We start from the raw sequence: 17,065 nt of genomic DNA on the forward strand, positions 1-17,065 counted from the left end.
ATCCCACCGCGGCTTTTCCTGCGGGCGCGTGCCTATGCCCGTGCTGCGGTTGGCCGGGCAGCGTAGAAAGTCAGCCGGAACTTGCCGATCTGGACCTCATTGCCTGTCCGCAGCAACAGTGTGTCCACGCGGTCATTGTTCACGTACGTCCCGTTCAGACTCATGGAGTCAACGACGCGGAAGCCCTCGGCAGTACGCCGGAACTCCACGTGCTTGCGGGATACGGTCACGTCGTCAAGGAACACATCGGCGTTCGGATGGCGTCCTGCCGTGGTCACATCCTGGTCCAGGAGGAACCGGGCGCCGCTGTTCGGGCCGGAATGGGCGATCAGCAGTGCCGACCCCGCGGGCAGCGCCGCCACGGCGGCCCGCTCGTCGGAGCTGAGTTTGGGCTCCACCGACGTCGCCTCTTCCTGAGGCGGGAGACTGATCGATGTGGTGTCCTCCACGCCCAACTCACGCCGGTTTCCGGCCTGTCCGGCGTTGTGTTCCTCGCGCGCCATGGTGATACATCCTCCCCAAAAGATGCGGCCAACCATTCTGTTTCTGGCTGGCCGCACAATTCCTGCTGACTCCTGCTGACAAATCTTGCCTACCGGCTGTCCTAGCCTACCTGTTGGCGGGCCATCCCGGCACTGAGCGCATTACGGGGCTTTACCGGTCCGGAGCCGGAATCACCTGCACGGCAAACCGTGACGGCGTGCGCGGGAGCGGTCCGGCGCCCGGATTGACGCCGATGGAGGGCGGGGGGAACGATCGGCCTGACGCCGATGGAGGGCGGGGCGGAACGATCGGCCTGACGCCGCAGCCCCGGGCGGACGGGCCCCGCCGGCGCTGCTGCACGGCAAACGCCCGGCGGCCAAAGGCCGCCGGGCGTTTCCGGCACGGATAACCTCCGGAACTACTCGCTCACGAGTTCCTTCAAGTCCAGGCCTGCAACGGGCATGGTCTCCTGGTACTTCGACGTGTCGGCGTGGACGAGGGGGTTGTCCCCGTACCAGGTCATGCCGTACGTCATGTCCTTGGGCTCCCACACCAGCGGCTCGTGATCAGGGTCGAAGAACGGGTACCCGCCGGAGTAGAGCTCAATGCGGTAGCCCGAGCCCGGGTCGCGGACGTACAGGTACATGGCCTGGCCGACGCCGTGCTTGCCCGGTCCCGCGTCAATCTGGATACCCAGATCCCGCAGCTGGTCCACTGCCGTCAGGGCATCGTGCATATTCTCGAGCGCGAAGGCGACATGGTGGAACTGGGCATCCTCTCCGGTCATGGAGGAGCCGATCGCGATGTCATGAAGCTTGGAATTCACTGACAGCCACGAGACATAAGGGACGTCCGGATTCTCCGGCAGCACCATTGCCTCACGTCTCTTCATCCCCAGTGACTCCCGCAGCCAGCCCTCGGCCTGTGCCATGTTCTGCGTACTCGTCTGGATGTTCAGGTGATCAATCCGCTGGACGCCAAGTCCCCGCCGGATTGAGCTGTTCCCGAAGAGCTTTGAGCGCATTCCCTCCGGAGCGAGGGGCCGCTCGATGCCGTAATAGAGCTCAAGCGGGTGTCCGCCTCCGGGCAGAAGAAGCCGGACAGCCTCGCCGCGGCCAAGTTCCGTACCCGCGCCAACGTGACGTACTTCGAGGCCCTCTTCGACAAATTGGTCGTGGAACAGTTCAACATCCTGGGGCCGGTTGACGCGCAGGCTCATCGTGTTGATCCGCGCCTCGTCCTGCTGCGTCAGCACCAGAGAGTGGTGGATCCGCTCCTGGTATCCGCGCAGGTAGGCAACGCCGTCATCCTCTGCGGTGACCTCCATGCCGAAAATGTCGCGGAAGAACCACAGGGACTTCTGCAGGTCCGGGGTGCCGATGTTGATGCCGCCTGCGTGGGCGATCGTGGGACCGGGATCATAGGTGGGGCGGGGTGCCATGCGTTTCTCCTTATTGTCTTGTGGTTCCGGGCAGGTCTTACAGGATCAGGCGGACGAAGGATCAGGCCGCGGGTGAGCGGTAGTGCGCGTTCGCTGCCTCGACGATGGGGCCGCGCGGGTGGGCAGAGCGTTTCTCCGCGTCGTCGCCGAAGCCGTCCGGGTACCAGCTGGGTCCGTCGCCGAGGTGGTCCAAAACTTCCCGGGCCACGGAAGCGGGGTCGGACGCGCGCACGCCGGGGGCGTCAAACTGGTAGCCGAGACGCTCCATTGCGGGCGTGCGGGTCAGGCCCAGGCACAGCTCCAGAACATCAACGTTGTACGGGCGCATTTCCACCCACAGCGCCTCGGCAAAGTTGTGCACAAAGGCCTTCGCAGCGGAGTAGAAGCCGATTCCGGCGGCTCCGGCAAAGCCGCTCAGCGAACCGGTGAGCATGATGCCCCCGCGCCGCCGTTCCTGCATCGGCAGGCCAAACCGGCGGACCAGGGCGGCGGTGACCGTGATGTTCAGGTCGATCACCTGCTGGGCGCGGTCCGCGTCGGACGTCACAATCTCGCCGCCGTAGGTGTTGGCGCCGGCATTGGATACCAGCAGGCCCACCTCGCGGTCACCAAGGCGCTCGGCGATCGAGTCAACGGCACCTTCGGCGAGCAGGTCCTGCTCAATGGCGAGCACTTCGACGTCGTACGCAGCACTCACGGAGGCAGCTACCTCTGCGAGGGGCCCGGGTTTGCGTGCCACAATGGCCACGTTGAGGCCGCGCCCCGCCAGCTCGTGCGCCAGCGCAGCGCCCACTCCCTCTGAACCGCCGGCAATCAGCGCCCAGGGCCCGTACTTCTCGAAACCACTCATTCCACGTTCCTCCCTTGCCCGGCCAAGCGCTTGTTTGCATCTTGAGTCACCGGTGATATTAGATACGGTAAAGGCCATTCGAAGGGGAATAACTGATGAGTCCACTGACCGAGATTGCCGCTCTCCGCGAGCGCGTCCAACGGCTGGAAGACCACCGCGAGATACTCGGCGTGCTCGCCGCTTACGGTCCTGCCGTCGACAGCGGCAGCGCTGACGCCGTGGCCGATCTGTGGACCGAGGACGGCAGCTACACCTACAGCCTCGGTGACGGCGCGGCAACACTGAGTGGCGCGGAGGACTTCCGCGGCATGGTGCACGGGCCGTCACACCAGAAAATCATCGCGGAGGGCTCCAGCCATTTCCTGGGGATTCCGGACATCCGGGTTTCCGGAGACGCCGCCGTAGCCACCGGTTACTCCATGCTGGTGCGGCACCGGGACGGCCCCGATCCGGGCTATTACGTGGACAGGCTCTCGGCGAACCGCTGGGAGCTGGCCCGCACGGAATCGGGCTGGAAGGTCACCGCGCGTACCAACTCGCTGCTGGACGGCCGCGCCGCTTCCCGGAAAATGCTCGCCAACGCAGGGAGTGCAGCGCTGTGACCGCGGACCACGATTCGACTGTGACCGGGCCCAGCGCCGCCGCTGATCCGCTGTTCCGCGGGTTCAGCGTACGGTCGCTGCACCTGCCCAACCGGATCGTCATGTCTCCGATGACCCGCACCCACTCCCCCGGCGGCGTCCCGGGCGAGAAGGTTTCACGGTACTACCGGCGCCGGGCCGAAGGCGGCACGGGGCTGATCATCACCGAGGGCGTGGCCATTGACCATCCCGCTTCGGTGGACCATGCCTCGGTGCCCAACATGTTCGCGACGACGGCGCTGGACGGCTGGCGCTCCGTCGTCGACGGCGTGCACGAGGCCGGCGGACGCATCATCCCGCAGCTCTGGCACGTGGGCCCCCTGTGGGGGGCGATGGGCGGAAGCCCGGCCATTACCCCGATGCGCCCTTCCGGCCGGTGGGGAACGCCCGGGATCACCACCTACTCCGATAAGTACGTCAGGGCTGCCGAACCGGTAACCCGCGCCATGACAACCGCCGACATCGAAAACGTCATCGGCGCCTTTCGCGCCGCCGCCCGCAGCGCTGTCGACGCGGGTTTCGACGGCATCGCCCTGCACGGCGGGCACGGCTACCTCCTGGATGCCTTCCTGTGGGCCGACACGAACCGGCGGACGGACGAGTGGGGCGGTGACGCCGAACGCCGCGCTGCTTTCCCCGCTGCGGTGGTTCGGGCCATCCGCGAGGAGATCGGTGCGGACCTGCCCATCTTCTTCCGTTTTTCCCAGCACAAGCAGCAGGACTTCGGCGCCCGTCTGGCCGACACTCCGGAAGAACTCGGCGCCCTGCTCCGCCCGCTCGTGGCAGCCGGCGTCGATGTCCTTGACGCCAGTGCCCGCCGCTTCCAGGCTCCCGCCTTCGAGGGCAGCGACCTAAGCCTGGCCGGGTGGGCCAAGAAGCTCACCGGCGCGCCGGCCATGGCGGTAGGCAGCGTCGGTATCGGTTCGGCCATCAAGGACCGGCGCAGCAGCGGCAACCCGACCCTCGACAACCGCGAGGAGCTTCTGCGCCGTCTGGACGCCGAGGAGTTCGACCTGATCGCCATTGGGCGGCTGCATCTCGCCGACCCTGATCTGGTGCAGACCCTGCGCGCCGGACGGCCGCTGCCGCAGTACGACTATGTGCTGCACGAGTCGGACCTGGTGTAGACGGCAGCAGCCGGGACGTGTCACACCCACTGAACGAGTTGGACAATGAGCCCGTTCGGGTCGCGGTACTGGGGGAACCGTTCTCCCCAGGGTTCTGTTTCCGGTGCCGTGACTACGTCGATACCCCGGTCCGCCAGCTGCCGGTGGAAGCCGTCAAGGTCCTTCACGACCAGCACCAGCAACAAACCTTCCCGGACCCGGCCGGCCGCCTCCGGCGCTTGAACGTTGACAGGCCGGTGCGGAGAAAGATGATGTTCGATCCGCCGTTCGGGTGGCGAAGCGAGAAAAACCCGCCGTCATCCTGCATGTCGATGCCGTAGCCAAAGTATTCCGTGAGGAAGCGGGCCGAGGCCTCCGGCTCCGGGACGTTCAGGGAGACGGCGAAGCCGCTGACCGTGAACTGCATTGTGTTCCCCTTTCCGACGGTTGCAGCGAGCTCCTTTGGCTCTTGCACCGAACCAGGACATGAGCTGCTCGTTGAGTTCGTCCTGGGCGTCCCCCGCCCACGCCACCTGCCCGTCCGGCCGCACCAGGGCAGCCGGCGGGTCCTGCACCAGGCTCCGGCGGGATGTCGGGGACGTAATCCACCAGGTCGGCCCATCCCCCGGTCGAAAGTTCTCCCGTGCGGTCCAGCAGGAGCCCGTGTCCGGAGCAGCGCATCCGCTCGAAGAGACGTCCCTGCTTCAGCGGCTTATCGGGCATCCGCCGCCCGACCAGCCGGTGTTCGCCGCCCAGGTCATAACGAATACCGGTGGCGGTGATTTTTTCGATCAGGAAGCGGTTCACCTCGGGAAAGTCCATCAGCTCGGCAACCAGGCGCCGTACCGCCTGCGGGCCCGGTTCCGGAGAGGTCAGGATCCCCTGGACGTGGGTGTTTTCCAGCACGGCGGCGGCCACCGGGCGGCATTCTGACTGGTAGCTGTCCAGCAGCGATGCCCGCAGCACCCTCCCGGACCGGTAACGCTCCGCCAGGCAGGCGGCGTCGCCGAACCGGGACATCCACCGTGGGGAATGCGCGGCGAAATCGGTGCCGGCGATCCGGCGCAGCTGCTGCCAGCGTGACTGTCCCGTCGTCGCCCTGTGTCAGTCCCGTCGGCTCCCGCCCGCGGCGGATCTCCAGGCCAAGTTCCTGCGCATGTTCGGTCAGCAGGCGCTCGGTGACCGTCTGCGGAATGGCCAGCACGTACGGATGGGAAGTATCGAGGCCCTCGGGCAGGTCCCTGGTGATTCCGGCGAAGAACCCGGCCAGCGGGTATTGCCGGCCCAGCGGCAGAAACCGTTCCAGCAGGCCCCGCTGGTCCATGATCTCGATACTGCGGGCATGCAGGCCCCCCCGAACGGTCCACGGAGGTTGGCTCAGGGTCCTTATCCAGCAGGAGTACGTCCACTCCGTGCAGCCGGAGTTCGCTGCCCAGCATGATGCCGGTCGGTCCCCCGCCGGCGATGAGAACATCGTGCATCTTCCCTCCCGGTTCAGTGGGCCACTTGTCCGGTGAAGCCCTGCGGCCCGGAATCGCTCAGTTTGACCGCGAGGCGGATACGCCAGTCCCGCAGATCCCGGACGTGTGCAGGGTCCACCAGATATTCCTCCAGCCGGCAGGTCCAGCCGTCCGGGTCGTTGCCGGGACGGTCAAACACCAGCCCCTGGAACTCCGCCCAGTCCAGCAGGCCGGCCGTCGCCTCCGGCACCTCTGCGGGGTCACCGGCATGCAGCAGGCAGGCGTATCTGCCGGCAGGCAGGACATCCGACAGCGCCGCCTCCCCGGGACTGATCGGCGCCGGTCCGGTCAGGCGGGCGCCGACGTCGACCTGCAGCGTCCCGGCCATGTCGATGGAGGTGTACCGCCAGAAAATCGGATAGGGGTCGGTGTCCGAGTACTCCACCAGCGACAGGAGCCTGTCTTCGACAGCCGGCATGTCGCGTCCAAGGGACGCCCTGTCGGTGACGACCGGCAGCGCGAGATAGGGCACTTCCCGGCGGTCCTCGATCCAGGGCGTTGTTCCGTCCATGCTTCCTCCTTGTGCACAACTAACCGCCGACGCTGACGCGCAGGATGCGGTCGTCGCCGGGGCCCGGGCTGCCCCGGCCGTCCGTATTGTTGGTGAGCACCCACAGGGAACCGTCGGGTGCACTCACAACGTCCCGCAGCCGCCCGTGTTCACCCGTCAGGTACCGGGTGGAGGTCCGGAGATCGGCCAGCGGCACCCCGCGCAGCTGCTCCCCGCGCAGGTTTGCGATGAAGACGGAGTCCCCCGACACCGCAATGCCGCTGGGGCTGGCATCGGCCGGTTCCCACTGCTGCACAGGATCAATGAATTCGTCCCGGCCGGCACTGCCCTCCACTTCGGGCCAGCCGTAGTTGCCGCCGGCAGTGATCACGTTGAGTTCGTCCCAAGTGTTCTGGCCGAATTCGCTGGAGTACAGGGTTCCCTCCGCGTCCCAGGCGATGCCCTGCGGATTGCGGTGTCCGTAGCTGTAGACGAAGGAGCCTGGCAGGGGGTTGTCCTCCGGTATAGCGCCGTCCGGTGTCAGCCGCAGGATCTTTCCGGACAGCGAGGCGGTGTCCTGGGCGCTGCCTCGGTTCCCGGCGTCTCCGGTGGTGGCATAGAGCAAGCCGTCCGGACCGAACGCGAGGCGCCCGCCGTTGTGGATCGGCCCGGCCGCTATCCCGCCCAGGATGATCTCGGGCGGACCCAGGCCCAGGGAACCGGTGCTCCCCGTCAGCTCGCGGCGTTCGATGCGGTTTTCTCCCCGGCGGTGGCGTAGCTGTAGAGGTATCCGTCCTGCACGGCGATCCCGAGGAGGCCTCCCTCTCCCCCGCCTGCTGCATCGTTAATGCTGCCAATTTCGCGGGCGTTTCCTTCAGCGTCCAGTTCAAGGATCCGGGCTGAGTCGCGTTCGCTGACCAGCGGGGTGCCGCCGTGGAAGGCAACCGACCAGGGGGCTTGAAGACCGCTGGTGATGGAATCGGTGGACGCTGTTCCGGCCGTCGTGCTGCTTTCCCCGGCGGGTGCAGTGCTGCAGGCCGACACCATCAGGGTGAGCGCTAAGGCCGCAGCGGCAGCTCTGGGAGTACCGCGGCGTCGTTGTTTCCCGGCGGGTCCGCGTTTCATGCGACGGCTTTCGGAGGAGGAGAGTGGCGTTTCCCTAGGGTAAGCGGGTGCCGGGCTTGAAGTGAGCCCTGCCGTCCAATGTACGTAAGCCGGCGTGCCGTGTTCCTCCCGGGACCGTCCCGGAACGTCAGTTGCGCCGGCAGATCACCCCGGTTCCCCGTTCTTCCAGCAATGTCCGTGCATCCCGAAAGCCGCGGCTGCGCAGCTGATCCGTGATGACGCCCGTATGTGCGGCGGACCCCGCGCCCTGAAGGGGACCCGGACCGTAGAGGATGGCGAGCCGCCCGTCCGGGCGCAGGACCCTGAAGAGGACGTCCAGCTCCGGGCCCGCCGGATCCGTCCAGAACACATTGACGTTGACGGCAAAAGCAACATCAAAGGTTCCGGTGTGCTCCGGCAACTGTGCCAGGGATGCCTCGAGCACCTCCAGCCGCCCGGCGGCCCGGTGTGAAGCGTTGCGGGACCGGGCCCGCGCCACGGCTGTCGCCGACCGGTCCACCGCAAGCAGAAACCCGGTATCCAGCAGCGGGCAGATCAGTTCGGCGGCAGCCCCGGGACCGCAGCCGATTTCGAGCACCCGGTCCCCGGCCGACAGACCCAGCAGCCCTACCGCCCATCGGATCCGGTCCGGAATTACTGGTGCCGCAGTCATGGCAGCCTCCCGGCGTTCCGTCCCTGCGCCCTACCCTGCGCCCTTTGCCCCGCGTATCCTTCGGGGCACGATAGTAGCTGGGCCCCTCGAACGGAAGAAGGGCCAACAGCCCAGTCCCGGGGTGCCGGCCCGGAGTCGGGTTATGCCCGGCTGCATTTCGCGTCACGACAGGAGCTTCAATGATCGAGGTCCTTCCGGCCACAGCCGACCGCTTTCAGGATCTCTCCTCCGTCCTCGCGCCGGGAAAACCCGGCTCCGCCGCCTGCTGGTGCCTCAGCTACCGGATTCCCGGCGCCGAGTTCAACGCCCTGACCGGTGACGAACGCCCGGCCCGGCTGCGCCGCTTCGCCGAGGAGGGCGCTGCCCCGGGGGTGATCGGTTACGTCGACGGCGAAGCTGCCGGCTGGTGCTCGGTCAGTCCCCGCTCCGGCCACCATCGGCTGGCCCGGTCCCGGACCATCCCCACTGTGGATGATGTTCCTGTCTGGAGCATCATCTGCTTCGTCGTTCGGCCGCCGTTCCGCCGCCGGGGCCTGTCCGCCCGCCTGCTCAACGGCGCCGTCGACTACGCGCGGACTGCCGGGGCCCCGGCGGTGGAAGCCTATCCGGTGGATCCCGGCGGCGGACGCGTCAGCTCAGCCCTGGCCTACGTGGGAACAACCGGGCTCTTCGAGTCAGCAGGCTTTGAACGGGTGATGGAAACGGCGTCGACATCCGGCGGGCTAACGCGGTGGCTCATGCGCCGAGACCTGGCAGCCTAGATGAGCCGGCTGTCCCGCCCCGGCCTGTGGTATCTCTTCGACTACGGCATGGTGATCTCCACGGAACCCGAACCGGCCGATTGGGAGGCCCTGCACCGGGCGACAGGCCTGGACCTCGAACCGGCCGGGAGCCCGTACTGGGCCCGGCGAGCGGACTTCGACGCCGGAACAGCGGACCCGGAGCAGTACTGGGCCGGGGTCCTGGGCCGGGCACCCGGGACGGAGGAGCTCCGGAAACTCGAAACCCTCGACGCGGCCCAGTGGTCCCATCTCAACCCGGACACCCTGGCGGTCCTTGACGCACTCCATGAGGAAGGTGCCTGCCTTGCGCTGCTCTCGAACATGCCGGCGGCCATGTCGCGCCGTTACACTGCCGGGGCCTCCTGGCCCCGGTATTTTTCGCGTCTGTACTTCAGCGGGCAGCTGCGGATGATGAAACCCGATCCCCGGATCTTCGACCATGTGGCCGCTGACCTGAAGGCGCGTCCGCGGGACATTGTGTTCATTGATGACAACGCCCTGAACATAGCTGCCGCCGGGAAGCAGGGGTTTCAAACAGTTCTGCACACGGGCACCATTGATTTGCGGGCGGAACTGGCCCGGCTCGCGCGGTAGCCGGTGGCCCGGCACCGGCAGGAAGGAGAACCCATGGAGATCCTCTTCGTTCACGGGGCCGGTGGATGGCGGGATGACCGGCCGATGGCCGCAGAGCTGCGCGGCATCCCGGGGGCGGAGGTGCTGGCACCCCGGTTCCCGGACGAGGACATGTCGGCAGCGGGCTGGCGGCGGGAGCTGAACGGGCATCTGCGGATGCTCGGTCCGGCGCCGGTGGTAGTGGCGCACTCTTTTGGTGCGTCCATGGTCCTGCTGCATTATTCGGATGATCCCGTGGAGCCTCTGCCCCGCGGCCTGATCCTGTTGGCCATGCCATTCTGGGGTTCCGAGGGCTGGCAGGCCGAGTACTCCCTGCCGGTCGACGCTCGGCTGCCCGCGGACCTGCCGTTGTTCCTCCACCAGTGCCTGGACGACGACGTCGTGCCCCTGACCACCTTGACCGCCACGCGTCCCGGCTTCCGCAGGCCCTCATCCGCCGGCATGCCAGCGGCGGACACCAATTTCAGGGGCGGATGGATGAAGTCATCGACGATGTCACGATACTGGGACGCTGAGATGTCCGGAAATCAGCGCGTCAGCCGGTAGGCCCCGCTTCCCACGGCTTCCCGCACCCGCGCCAGCGCCGCTTCCGGGGTGTCCGCGGAGGTGTCGATGGCATGCCGCTCCAGGGTTCCCAGATCCGCGAACTGATCCCACATCGCGGTAATGGGGCCTTCATCGACGAGTGCGCCGGGCGAAGTCCTGGCCAGCGCCCGCCGCAGGGCCTCCTTCCGGCCCGGCCGCAGGACAATGTAATGCAGGCGGCGCCCCGGCGCATCGGGCTGCGGTTTCCTCCTGCGGAAATGCTCCAGCATCCACGGGCCGATAATTCCATCAACGATTGTCACGAAGCCGCCCCGGGCATACGCCGTGGCGGCACCGCTGATCACGCTCATCACGGTCCGGTTCTGGGCATCGGATTCGGCGAGGTGCGGCGGGATTTTTCCGGCCGCAATGCAGTGCCAGAAATCGTCAGTGTGCAAGTGCACGGCTTTTGGATAGGTCCGGGCGAGGCTCCGTGCCGTTGTTGTCTTTCCGGAACCGGGAGGCCCGGAAAGGAGAATGACGTCCGCTGCCATGGCGTCCACAGTAGCGCGTGGGATTTCAGCGAAGGGGCTGTCAGGAAGCGGCAGCTCGCGGAGTTGCCGGCGTGAACTAATACCCAACTTGCGGAAGATGCTGCGCAGGTGGGCGTCAATGGTTCGGGGGCTGAGGAAGAGCTGCGTGGCGACTTCGCGGGAGGTGGCACCGGTGGCCACCTGCCGGGCAATGTGCAGCTCGTGGGCTGTGAGGGAGTCGGCCGGCTGGACGCTGCGCTTGCGGGGGTGCTCGCCGGTGGCCCGCAGCTCTCGGGCGGCACGGTTCGCGAACGCCTCGGCGCCCATGTCCAGCAGCAGCCCGTGTGCGGTGCGGAGCTGTTCCCGGGCGTCATTCCGGCGCCCCTCGCGGCGAAGCCACTCACCGTAGACGAGGTGGGCGCGGGCGAGGTGGGCGGCCATCCGGCAGCGCCCGAGCTGCTTTATCGCTTCACGGTAGTTTTCCTCCGCCTCCGGCCCGGTGCTGGTCAGGGCCCGCGAACGCGCCGCCAATCCGAGCCCCCACGGCGTGCCGCTGGCGAGGGCCCGTGTGGTGAGCTGCTCCAGCGCTTCGGCCGCACTCTCCTGCCGGCCGGAACGGCAGGCCGCCTCGATAAACTCGGAGTGGGCCATGTTGTTGAACCTCCACGCTTCGGAGTCGAAGGCCCGTTCCGCCGCGGCATAAGCCGCCGGGTAATCGCCCAAACCGTTGTACAGCACGGACATGGCATACTGCGTGAGGGACCCCTCCGTGCCGTGCGCCGGTCCGGCAGCCTTTCGGTCAATGGCCGCATGGACCTCGGCGGTCTCGGTTGGACGGCCGCGCCAGGCCGAGAGGACGAGCTGTGCGTGAAGCAAAGGCACAGCCCCGGCCGCGGCCGCAAATGCGTTCTGCTCGGCGGCCCGGACGAACTCACCGGAGAGCACCAGCATGATGGACTGGCCGAGAAGCGCGGCCGGGAGGGTGTCCAGGGCGCCGGCTTCCCGCGTCAACCGGACATTACGAAGGGCCAACGAGTGAAGCGCTTCGTCGTCGAACACCGACATCGCAGTTCGGCTGGCGAGCCACCCCCATCGGCAGCCGTTGGTGCCGTCCACCGTGTCAGCGTCCGGCTCGTGAAGGAAAGCCTCCAATGCCCTCCGCCGTCCGGGCAGACCGGCCTCGTACCCCTGCGTAAACGTCACCACCAGCCCATCGAGCAAAAAATCCACCGGCCGCTGCGGCCACGTCGGCGTTGGCGCTGCCCTGGCCGCCTCGGTAACAACCGGTATGCTGCGGCCGCGGCCGAAATTGCCGGTGACAATCGCCGCTTCGAGCGCGTGCAGGTAGGTCTCGCGGGACAGCGCCGGATCCAGCGGTGCGAGGCTCCTGGCGGCGTCCAGCAGCATTACCTGTCCTTCGCCGCTGCGGGCAAGATGAAATGCGATCCGGGCACGCAGCAGTTCGAGGCGCGCCTGTTGCAAGGGATCGAGCGGGCCGGCCGCAGCGACTTTCAGCAGCTCCAAGGCGTCCTCGGACGCACCCGCCTCCTGCTGGGCGTGTGCAGCCTCCAGCGCCCGGGCAGCCCGGAGGGCATGGTCAGGGTCAGTTTCGCCGCCTGTTCCATAAACGCCGCTGAGGCAGCCAGCCCGCCGCGGGCCCGCGCCCGTCCGGCCGAGCGCACGAGCTCCGCTGCGGCATCTTCGTCCGGGCCCAGCACGGCCTGCGCGCGGTGCCAGGCGCGTCGATCGGGGTCAACGTCTGAATCGGTGGCTGCGGCCAGCGCGCCGTGCACACGGCGGCGGTCCACCGGGGCAGCTGCCCGAAGCACTGCCGAACGCACCAGCGGATGGCGGAACTGCACGTGGCCATCGATCTCCAATAGCCCGGCTGCTTCCGCAGGCGCAGCAGACTCGGAAGCGATCCCCAGGTGCCCGGCCGCACGCCAGAGCAGCGCCGCGTCGCCGGTCAGATCGACCGCCGCCGTCAGCAGCAACAGTTGCGTCGGGACCGGCAGGCCCTCCGAGCGGCGCCGGAAGGTCTCCTCGATGCGGTGGGTGGTGCCCAGCACGCCGGGCGGCCCGAATCCGCCCACCCAGGCTGCGGAGGCGCTTGCGCTTCCGCCCAGTTCCAGCAGCGCGAGGGGGTTCCCGCGCGCCTCGGATAGGACGCGCTCGCACATCCCCTCATCCAGCGGGGCATGGACGGACCTGGCCAGCAACACGCGCGCGTCGGTTTCGTCCAATCCACTCAGGCAGATGGCAGGCAAACCGTCGAACGGCCGCAGGTCCAGGTCTGTGGGGTCACGCAGCGCGAAGACCAGCACCATGCCCTCGGCCGCTATCCGCCGCGCCACGAACGTGAGGACCTGCGCGGACGCCTCGTCCAGCCACTGGACGTCGTCGACGAGGCACAGAAGGGGCCCTTCCTCGGCGACTTCGGCCAACAGGTTAAGTGTCGCCAGACCCACCAGGAACCGGCTCGGCGCCGCGCCGCCCTGCTGCCCCAGCGCCACACCCAGGGCGGTCTGCTGCGGCTCCGGCAAGCCGGCCACGCGATTGAGCAATGGCGCGCACAACTGGTGCAAAGCCGCGTAGGCAAACTGTGTTTCAGACTCCACCCCGACTGCGGACGCCACCTTGAAGCCCCGGGACTCCGCCTGATGGCGCGCGTACCCGAGCAGCTCGGTCTTACCGATACCCGCTTCGCCCCGCACCACTGCTGCCCCGCTCAACCCGGTACGTGCTTGGAAGAGGAGGCTGTCCAGCGTTGCGCGTTCGGCGCGCCGGCCCAGGAAATCCACAGTGCCCCCTTTCAAAGAATGCGAGCACACTATTAGGCAATTGTTACCGATGCAAACGAAACCGGTCCGGCCCAAGGGCGGATGGCAGCCGGGCATAGGCAGTGGCTCCCGCCGACGCGAAAGCACCGGCACGGGTGCGAGCCTGAAGTACCAGCCGGAAAAGGCTCAATCACCCCGCACCAGGAAAGAGGCCCGCACCATGAATCCCATTCAGGAACTCATCATCAATTTTCAGGAACTCGCAGCCCAGATACCCGAGGCCATCCGCCCCTTCATCGTGATGCTCGCCGGGGCCATTCCCTTCATCGAGGGCGAGGTCGCCGCCATCATCGGCTTGGTGGGCGGCCTCAACCCCATCGTTGCCGGCATTGCCGCCGCGGCCGGTAATTTTTTGTGCGTCCTCGCCGTGGTACTCGTTACGTCGAGGGCGCGCACAGCCGTGGTGAACCACAACCGGGACCGCGCAGAGGCCACCCGGAACGCCACGCTTGTCCCGGCTGCTCCGGGGTACCAGGGAGCCACTGCCGTCGAAGCACCGGCATCGGCCAAACCCCAGTCGAAGGGCCGCCAGCGCTTTGCGAAGTGGCTCGTCCGGTTTGGCGTCCCCGGAGCCAGCATCCTGGGCCCCCTCGCGATTCCGACCCAGTTCACCTCCGCGATCCTCATCGCGAGCGGAACCCCGCGCGGCTGGGTCCTGCTCTGGCAGGGGGTGGCGATCGTTCTCTGGACGACCGTTTCCATCGTGTCAGTCTGGGCGGCCCTCACTTTCGTCGTCGGTGTCTAGGGCCCGCACGGGGATGGCCGGCACGGGTGCAAGGAACGCCGGCCGTCAGGGCAGCGCCGCCGATCCGGCCGCGCTGCCCTGGGGACAGGGCACCGGGGAAGTGAACACCGGAGAAAGCGGCACAGGAAGAATCGACGGCGGGAGGAAATTATGGAAACCACGAAAGCGGTAAAGCCCGGGGACGGCCATTTGTTGCCCAGTTACCACTGGTGGCAGGGATTCTCACGGGCCCTGTTTCATCTGCATCTCACCGGGGCGGGCGGCGCGCCGGAGACCTGGTCCATCGACATCAGGCCCGGGGGTGATGTCGACGGCGAGGTGCGGGCCAGGCTCTACCGCAATGGCGTCAACACGTCCGTTTCGATGGTCCCGGCAGCATTCCCGGTGCCGGGAGGCACCATCGAGGTCGAGGCACCATCGAGGTCGAGGTCAGCGGCTTCGGAATGAAGCGCTGCCACTTTGTGAGGCACGATGGGTCCGAGCAGCAGCTTGTGCCCGACCCGATCTCCGCCGAGGGACGGCGGGCCCGCCTGGAGGCGGGCAACCCGGTGCTGAGCCGTGCCCTGGGCTTCCTATCGGTGAGCATCCTCGCGGTCGCCGTCGTGCTCGGTGTTCCGCAGATCGTCGAGCAGATCACGCTGCTCCCGCCGATCGCCGATCATATCGGCACGTTCTCCAGCCCGTTCCGTCTTCCGGCGGTGGCTAATACGGCGCTTTTCGTGGCCTCAGTGGCCGCGAGCACCGAACGCGCGCTCCGGCTGCGCTACAGCTGGCTCCTCGACGGGAGTGCCTTTGGCGGAGGCACGTTTGGCGGGAACTAGGACCGGCAGGCACCTCCTCAACGGCGAAAGGCTTCCATCGCTGGAGTGAGGCGCTTGAACGACAAAAGGCCCAACGGAACTTTCGTTCCATCAGGCCCAGTTGTCGGGTTGACAGGATTTGAACCTGCGACCCCCTGACCCCCAGTCAGGTGCGCTACCAAGCTGCGCCACAACCCGTTGTTTGGCCGGAATGATTCCGGCCGAAGCAACTCGAATACTCTACCTCATAAGTGACGGATTTCCCGAATCGGGAAGCCCCGGACGCGGCTGCAGCGTCCGGGGCCCGAAATGCTAGCGGTTCTTGCCGCGCTTTTCGCGCACGCGCATGTTGACTTCGATGGGAGTGCCCTCGAAGCCGAACGTCTCGCGCAGGCGGCGGGTGATGAAGCGGCGGTAGCCCGGATCCAGGAATCCGGTGGTGAACAGCACGAACTTCGGCGGGCGGGAGGACGCCTGCGTGCCGAAGAGGATGCGGGGCTGCTTGCCGCCGCGCACGGGGTGCGGATGGGCCGCAACGAGCTCGCCCAGGAAGGCATTGAGCTTGCCGGTGGGGATGCGCTTGTCCCAGCTCTCCAGTGCCTTATCCAGGGCGGGAACAAGCTTGTCCTTGTGCCAGCCGGTCCGCGCGGAGATGTTCACGCTCGGAGCCCACTCCACGTGGGCCAGGTCGCGCTCAATCTCGATCTGCAGGTAGCGGCGGCGTTCGTCGTCGAGCAGGTCCCACTTGTTGAACGCGAGCACCAGGGCGCGGCCGGATTCGATGGCCAGCTGCAGGATGCGGACGTCCTGCTCGCTGAGGACTTCGTCCACAGCCAGGAGCACGACGGCGACCTCGGCCTTTTCCAGCGCGGACTGCGTGCGCAGCGAGGCGTAGAAGTCGGCACCCTGCGCCATGTGCTGGCGGCGGCGGATGCCGGCGGTGTCCACGAAGCGCCAGGTGCGGCCGCCGAGCTCGATGAGCTCATCGACCGGGTCGCGGGTGGTGCCGGCGGTGTCGTCAACCACAACGCGCTCGGTGCCGGCCAGCTTGTTCAGCAGCGAGGACTTGCCCACGTTCGGGCGGCCAATCAGGGCGATTCGGCGCGGGCCGCCGGACTTGTCCAGTCCGCCGTAGGCAGAGTACTCGGGGAGTACTTCCAGGACGGCGTCGAGCATGTCGGCGGTACCGCGGCCGTGCAGGGCCGAGACCGGGTACGGCTCGCCAAAGCCGAGGCCCCAGAGCTGGGCGGCGTCGGCTTCGTTCTGGATGTCGTCCACCTTGTTCGCGACGACGACGACGGGCTTGCCCTTGCCGCGGAGCATCCGCACCACGGCTTCATCGGTGGCGGTAATGCCCACGGTCGCGTCGACCACGAGCATGACGGCGTCGGCATGGTCCACGGCCACCTCGGCCTGGCCGGCCACGCGGGCATGGATGCCGCGGGCGTCGTGCTCCCAGCCGCCGGTGTCCACCAGCGTGAAGTTCACGCCGTTCCAGGTGGCGGGGTAGGACACGCGGTCACGGGTGACGCCGGGGGTGTCCTCGACGACGGCCTCGCGGCGGCCGAGGATGCGGTTCACCAGGGTGGACTTGCCAACGTTCGGCCGCCCCACGATGGCGACGACGGGGTCCTGCAGCAGCGGTGCGTCTTCGTCGTACTCTTCGAAGCCGCCGGCCAGCAGGGCCGCGTCTTCTTCGTCGAGTTCATAGTCGTCCAGGCCGGCGCGCAGCGTTTCCGCGCGCAGCTCGGTTTCGGCGTCGTCCATCGTGGCCAGGCGTTCGTTAACCTGGTCCTCTCCGGCAGGAATGTACTCTTCCTGGCCCGTCTCGTCGCCGGCGGTGCCGGAATATGAGGAGTTCGTCATTTTTGCTTTCTTTCCGTTGAGGTCTGCAGCACT

The 17,065-nt window shown here is 67.4% G+C and carries 22 protein-coding genes, 1 tRNA gene and 2 pseudogenes; 9 read left to right on the forward strand and 16 right to left on the reverse strand.

Going from position 1 to position 17,065, the window contains the following annotated elements; translation table 11 throughout:
- Positions 1 to 32: 32 nt before the first annotated feature.
- The 3 genes from OL239_RS13410 to OL239_RS13420 all read right to left on the reverse strand — a co-directional run bounded on the left by OL239_RS13410 (position 33) and on the right by OL239_RS13420 (position 2,774).
- Positions 33 to 503 carry an FHA domain-containing protein gene (locus OL239_RS13410; RefSeq protein WP_268909355.1) on the reverse strand — a complete coding sequence of 157 codons (471 nt, stop codon included), beginning with the start codon at positions 501 to 503 and terminating at the stop codon, positions 33 to 35.
- Between the two features lie 398 nt (positions 504 to 901).
- On the reverse strand, positions 902 to 1,924 hold the full coding sequence (locus OL239_RS13415) for a VOC family protein (protein ID WP_268909356.1): 1,023 nt from the start codon (positions 1,922 to 1,924) through the stop codon (positions 902 to 904).
- A gap of 61 nt (positions 1,925 to 1,985) precedes the next feature.
- The gene (locus OL239_RS13420; protein ID WP_268909357.1) at positions 1,986 to 2,774 is read right to left on the reverse strand and encodes an SDR family NAD(P)-dependent oxidoreductase; all 789 of its coding nucleotides are present in this window, start codon (positions 2,772 to 2,774) and stop codon (positions 1,986 to 1,988) included.
- A gap of 95 nt (positions 2,775 to 2,869) precedes the next feature.
- Here OL239_RS13420 and OL239_RS13425 point away from each other — a divergent pair, with 95 nt between their 5' ends.
- Together OL239_RS13425 and OL239_RS13430 are read left to right on the forward strand one after the other, a co-directional pair.
- Positions 2,870 to 3,376, forward strand: coding sequence for a nuclear transport factor 2 family protein (locus tag OL239_RS13425; protein ID WP_268909358.1), 507 nt, complete (start codon positions 2,870 to 2,872; stop codon positions 3,374 to 3,376).
- Positions 3,377 to 3,396: 20 nt separating this feature from the next.
- On the forward strand, positions 3,397 to 4,542 hold the full coding sequence (locus OL239_RS13430) for an oxidoreductase (RefSeq protein ID WP_268909359.1): 1,146 nt from the start codon (positions 3,397 to 3,399) through the stop codon (positions 4,540 to 4,542).
- A gap of 20 nt (positions 4,543 to 4,562) precedes the next feature.
- On the opposite strand, the gene OL239_RS13435 is transcribed toward OL239_RS13430, so the two are convergent.
- Genes OL239_RS13435 through OL239_RS19620 form a run of 3 tightly spaced genes read right to left on the reverse strand, consistent with a single transcriptional unit; the run spans position 4,563 to position 5,096 of the window.
- Positions 4,563 to 4,718: a VOC family protein gene (locus OL239_RS13435; protein WP_329609226.1), complete on the reverse strand. Its 156-nt coding sequence runs from the start codon at positions 4,716 to 4,718 to the stop codon at positions 4,563 to 4,565.
- Positions 4,706 to 4,948, reverse strand: coding sequence for a hypothetical protein (locus OL239_RS13440; RefSeq protein WP_268911827.1), 243 nt, complete (start codon positions 4,946 to 4,948; stop codon positions 4,706 to 4,708). The genes OL239_RS13435 and OL239_RS13440 overlap by 13 nt, the downstream gene beginning before the upstream one ends.
- Positions 4,839 to 5,096: an aromatic-ring hydroxylase C-terminal domain-containing protein gene (locus tag OL239_RS19620; protein ID WP_329609227.1), complete on the reverse strand. Its 258-nt coding sequence runs from the start codon at positions 5,094 to 5,096 to the stop codon at positions 4,839 to 4,841. Before OL239_RS19620 ends, OL239_RS13440 begins: the two co-directional genes overlap by 110 nt.
- 88 nt (positions 5,097 to 5,184) lie before the next feature.
- Here OL239_RS19620 and OL239_RS19625 point away from each other — a divergent pair, with 88 nt between their 5' ends.
- On the forward strand, positions 5,185 to 5,454 hold the full coding sequence (locus tag OL239_RS19625; RefSeq protein WP_329609427.1) for a hypothetical protein: 270 nt from the start codon (positions 5,185 to 5,187) through the stop codon (positions 5,452 to 5,454).
- 178 nt (positions 5,455 to 5,632) lie between these two features.
- On the opposite strand, the pseudogene OL239_RS19630 reads toward OL239_RS19625, so the two are convergent.
- The 6 genes and pseudogenes from OL239_RS19630 to OL239_RS13460 form a co-directional block, all read right to left on the reverse strand.
- A pseudogene (locus OL239_RS19630) lies at positions 5,633 to 5,845 on the reverse strand (FAD-dependent monooxygenase); the annotation flags it as partial.
- Between the two features lie 37 nt (positions 5,846 to 5,882).
- A pseudogene (locus OL239_RS19635) lies at positions 5,883 to 6,002 on the reverse strand (FAD-dependent monooxygenase); the annotation flags it as partial.
- Positions 6,003 to 6,015: 13 nt separating this feature from the next.
- Positions 6,016 to 6,552 carry a hypothetical protein gene (locus tag OL239_RS13450; protein ID WP_268909360.1) on the reverse strand — a complete coding sequence of 179 codons (537 nt, stop codon included), beginning with the start codon at positions 6,550 to 6,552 and terminating at the stop codon, positions 6,016 to 6,018.
- A 19-nt stretch (positions 6,553 to 6,571) separates the two neighbouring features.
- Positions 6,572 to 7,156 carry a PQQ-dependent sugar dehydrogenase gene (locus OL239_RS19640; RefSeq protein ID WP_329609228.1) on the reverse strand — a complete coding sequence of 195 codons (585 nt, stop codon included), beginning with the start codon at positions 7,154 to 7,156 and terminating at the stop codon, positions 6,572 to 6,574.
- Between the two features lie 107 nt (positions 7,157 to 7,263).
- Positions 7,264 to 7,656 (reverse strand): hypothetical protein, encoded by a 393-nt coding sequence (locus OL239_RS19645; RefSeq protein WP_329609229.1) that lies wholly within the window; start codon positions 7,654 to 7,656, stop codon positions 7,264 to 7,266.
- A gap of 127 nt (positions 7,657 to 7,783) precedes the next feature.
- Entirely contained in the window at positions 7,784 to 8,308 is a 525-nt protein-coding gene (locus tag OL239_RS13460) for a class I SAM-dependent methyltransferase (protein ID WP_268909361.1), read from the reverse strand.
- A 179-nt stretch (positions 8,309 to 8,487) separates the two neighbouring features.
- Here OL239_RS13460 and OL239_RS13465 point away from each other — a divergent pair, with 179 nt between their 5' ends.
- Genes OL239_RS13465 through OL239_RS13475 form a run of 3 tightly spaced genes read left to right on the forward strand, consistent with a single transcriptional unit; the run spans position 8,488 to position 10,269 of the window.
- Complete coding sequence (locus OL239_RS13465) at positions 8,488 to 9,069, forward strand: GNAT family N-acetyltransferase (protein WP_268909362.1); 582 nt, start codon at positions 8,488 to 8,490, stop codon at positions 9,067 to 9,069.
- Positions 9,070 to 9,684: an HAD family hydrolase gene (locus tag OL239_RS13470; RefSeq protein WP_268909363.1), complete on the forward strand. Its 615-nt coding sequence runs from the start codon at positions 9,070 to 9,072 to the stop codon at positions 9,682 to 9,684.
- Positions 9,685 to 9,717: 33 nt separating this feature from the next.
- Positions 9,718 to 10,269: an alpha/beta fold hydrolase gene (locus tag OL239_RS13475; protein WP_268909364.1), complete on the forward strand. Its 552-nt coding sequence runs from the start codon at positions 9,718 to 9,720 to the stop codon at positions 10,267 to 10,269.
- Here the strand turns inward: OL239_RS13475 and OL239_RS13480 are convergent.
- On the reverse strand, positions 10,251 to 12,305 hold the full coding sequence (locus tag OL239_RS13480; protein WP_268909365.1) for a LuxR C-terminal-related transcriptional regulator: 2,055 nt from the start codon (positions 12,303 to 12,305) through the stop codon (positions 10,251 to 10,253). The two genes, OL239_RS13475 and OL239_RS13480, sit on opposite strands and share 19 nt — an antisense overlap.
- Positions 12,293 to 13,582 carry an AAA family ATPase gene (locus tag OL239_RS13485; RefSeq protein ID WP_268909366.1) on the reverse strand — a complete coding sequence of 430 codons (1,290 nt, stop codon included), beginning with the start codon at positions 13,580 to 13,582 and terminating at the stop codon, positions 12,293 to 12,295. The genes OL239_RS13480 and OL239_RS13485 overlap by 13 nt, the downstream gene beginning before the upstream one ends.
- A gap of 199 nt (positions 13,583 to 13,781) precedes the next feature.
- Between OL239_RS13485 and OL239_RS13490 the strand changes: the two genes are divergently transcribed.
- The 3 genes from OL239_RS13490 (at position 13,782) to OL239_RS13500 (ending at position 15,187) form a co-directional block, all read left to right on the forward strand.
- Positions 13,782 to 14,366 (forward strand): small multidrug efflux protein, encoded by a 585-nt coding sequence (locus OL239_RS13490; protein WP_268909367.1) that lies wholly within the window; start codon positions 13,782 to 13,784, stop codon positions 14,364 to 14,366.
- 150 nt (positions 14,367 to 14,516) lie between these two features.
- A complete protein-coding gene (locus tag OL239_RS13495; protein WP_268909368.1) occupies positions 14,517 to 14,813 on the forward strand; it encodes a hypothetical protein in 297 nt (98 codons plus the stop codon).
- A gap of 44 nt (positions 14,814 to 14,857) precedes the next feature.
- Complete coding sequence (locus OL239_RS13500; RefSeq protein WP_268909369.1) at positions 14,858 to 15,187, forward strand: hypothetical protein; 330 nt, start codon at positions 14,858 to 14,860, stop codon at positions 15,185 to 15,187.
- 103 nt (positions 15,188 to 15,290) lie between these two features.
- On the opposite strand, the gene OL239_RS13505 is transcribed toward OL239_RS13500, so the two are convergent.
- Both OL239_RS13505 and der read right to left on the reverse strand, forming a co-directional pair.
- Positions 15,291 to 15,364: transfer RNA gene (locus tag OL239_RS13505), tRNA-Pro, on the reverse strand.
- A 114-nt stretch (positions 15,365 to 15,478) separates the two neighbouring features.
- Positions 15,479 to 17,032 (reverse strand): ribosome biogenesis GTPase Der, encoded by a 1,554-nt coding sequence (gene der, locus OL239_RS13510; protein ID WP_268909370.1) that lies wholly within the window; start codon positions 17,030 to 17,032, stop codon positions 15,479 to 15,481.
- Between the last annotated feature and the right edge of the window lie 33 nt (positions 17,033 to 17,065).

It is taken from the genome of Arthrobacter sp. ATA002 (assembly GCF_026898095.1).
In the GTDB taxonomy this organism is placed as follows: Bacteria; Actinomycetota; Actinomycetes; order Actinomycetales; family Micrococcaceae; genus Arthrobacter_B.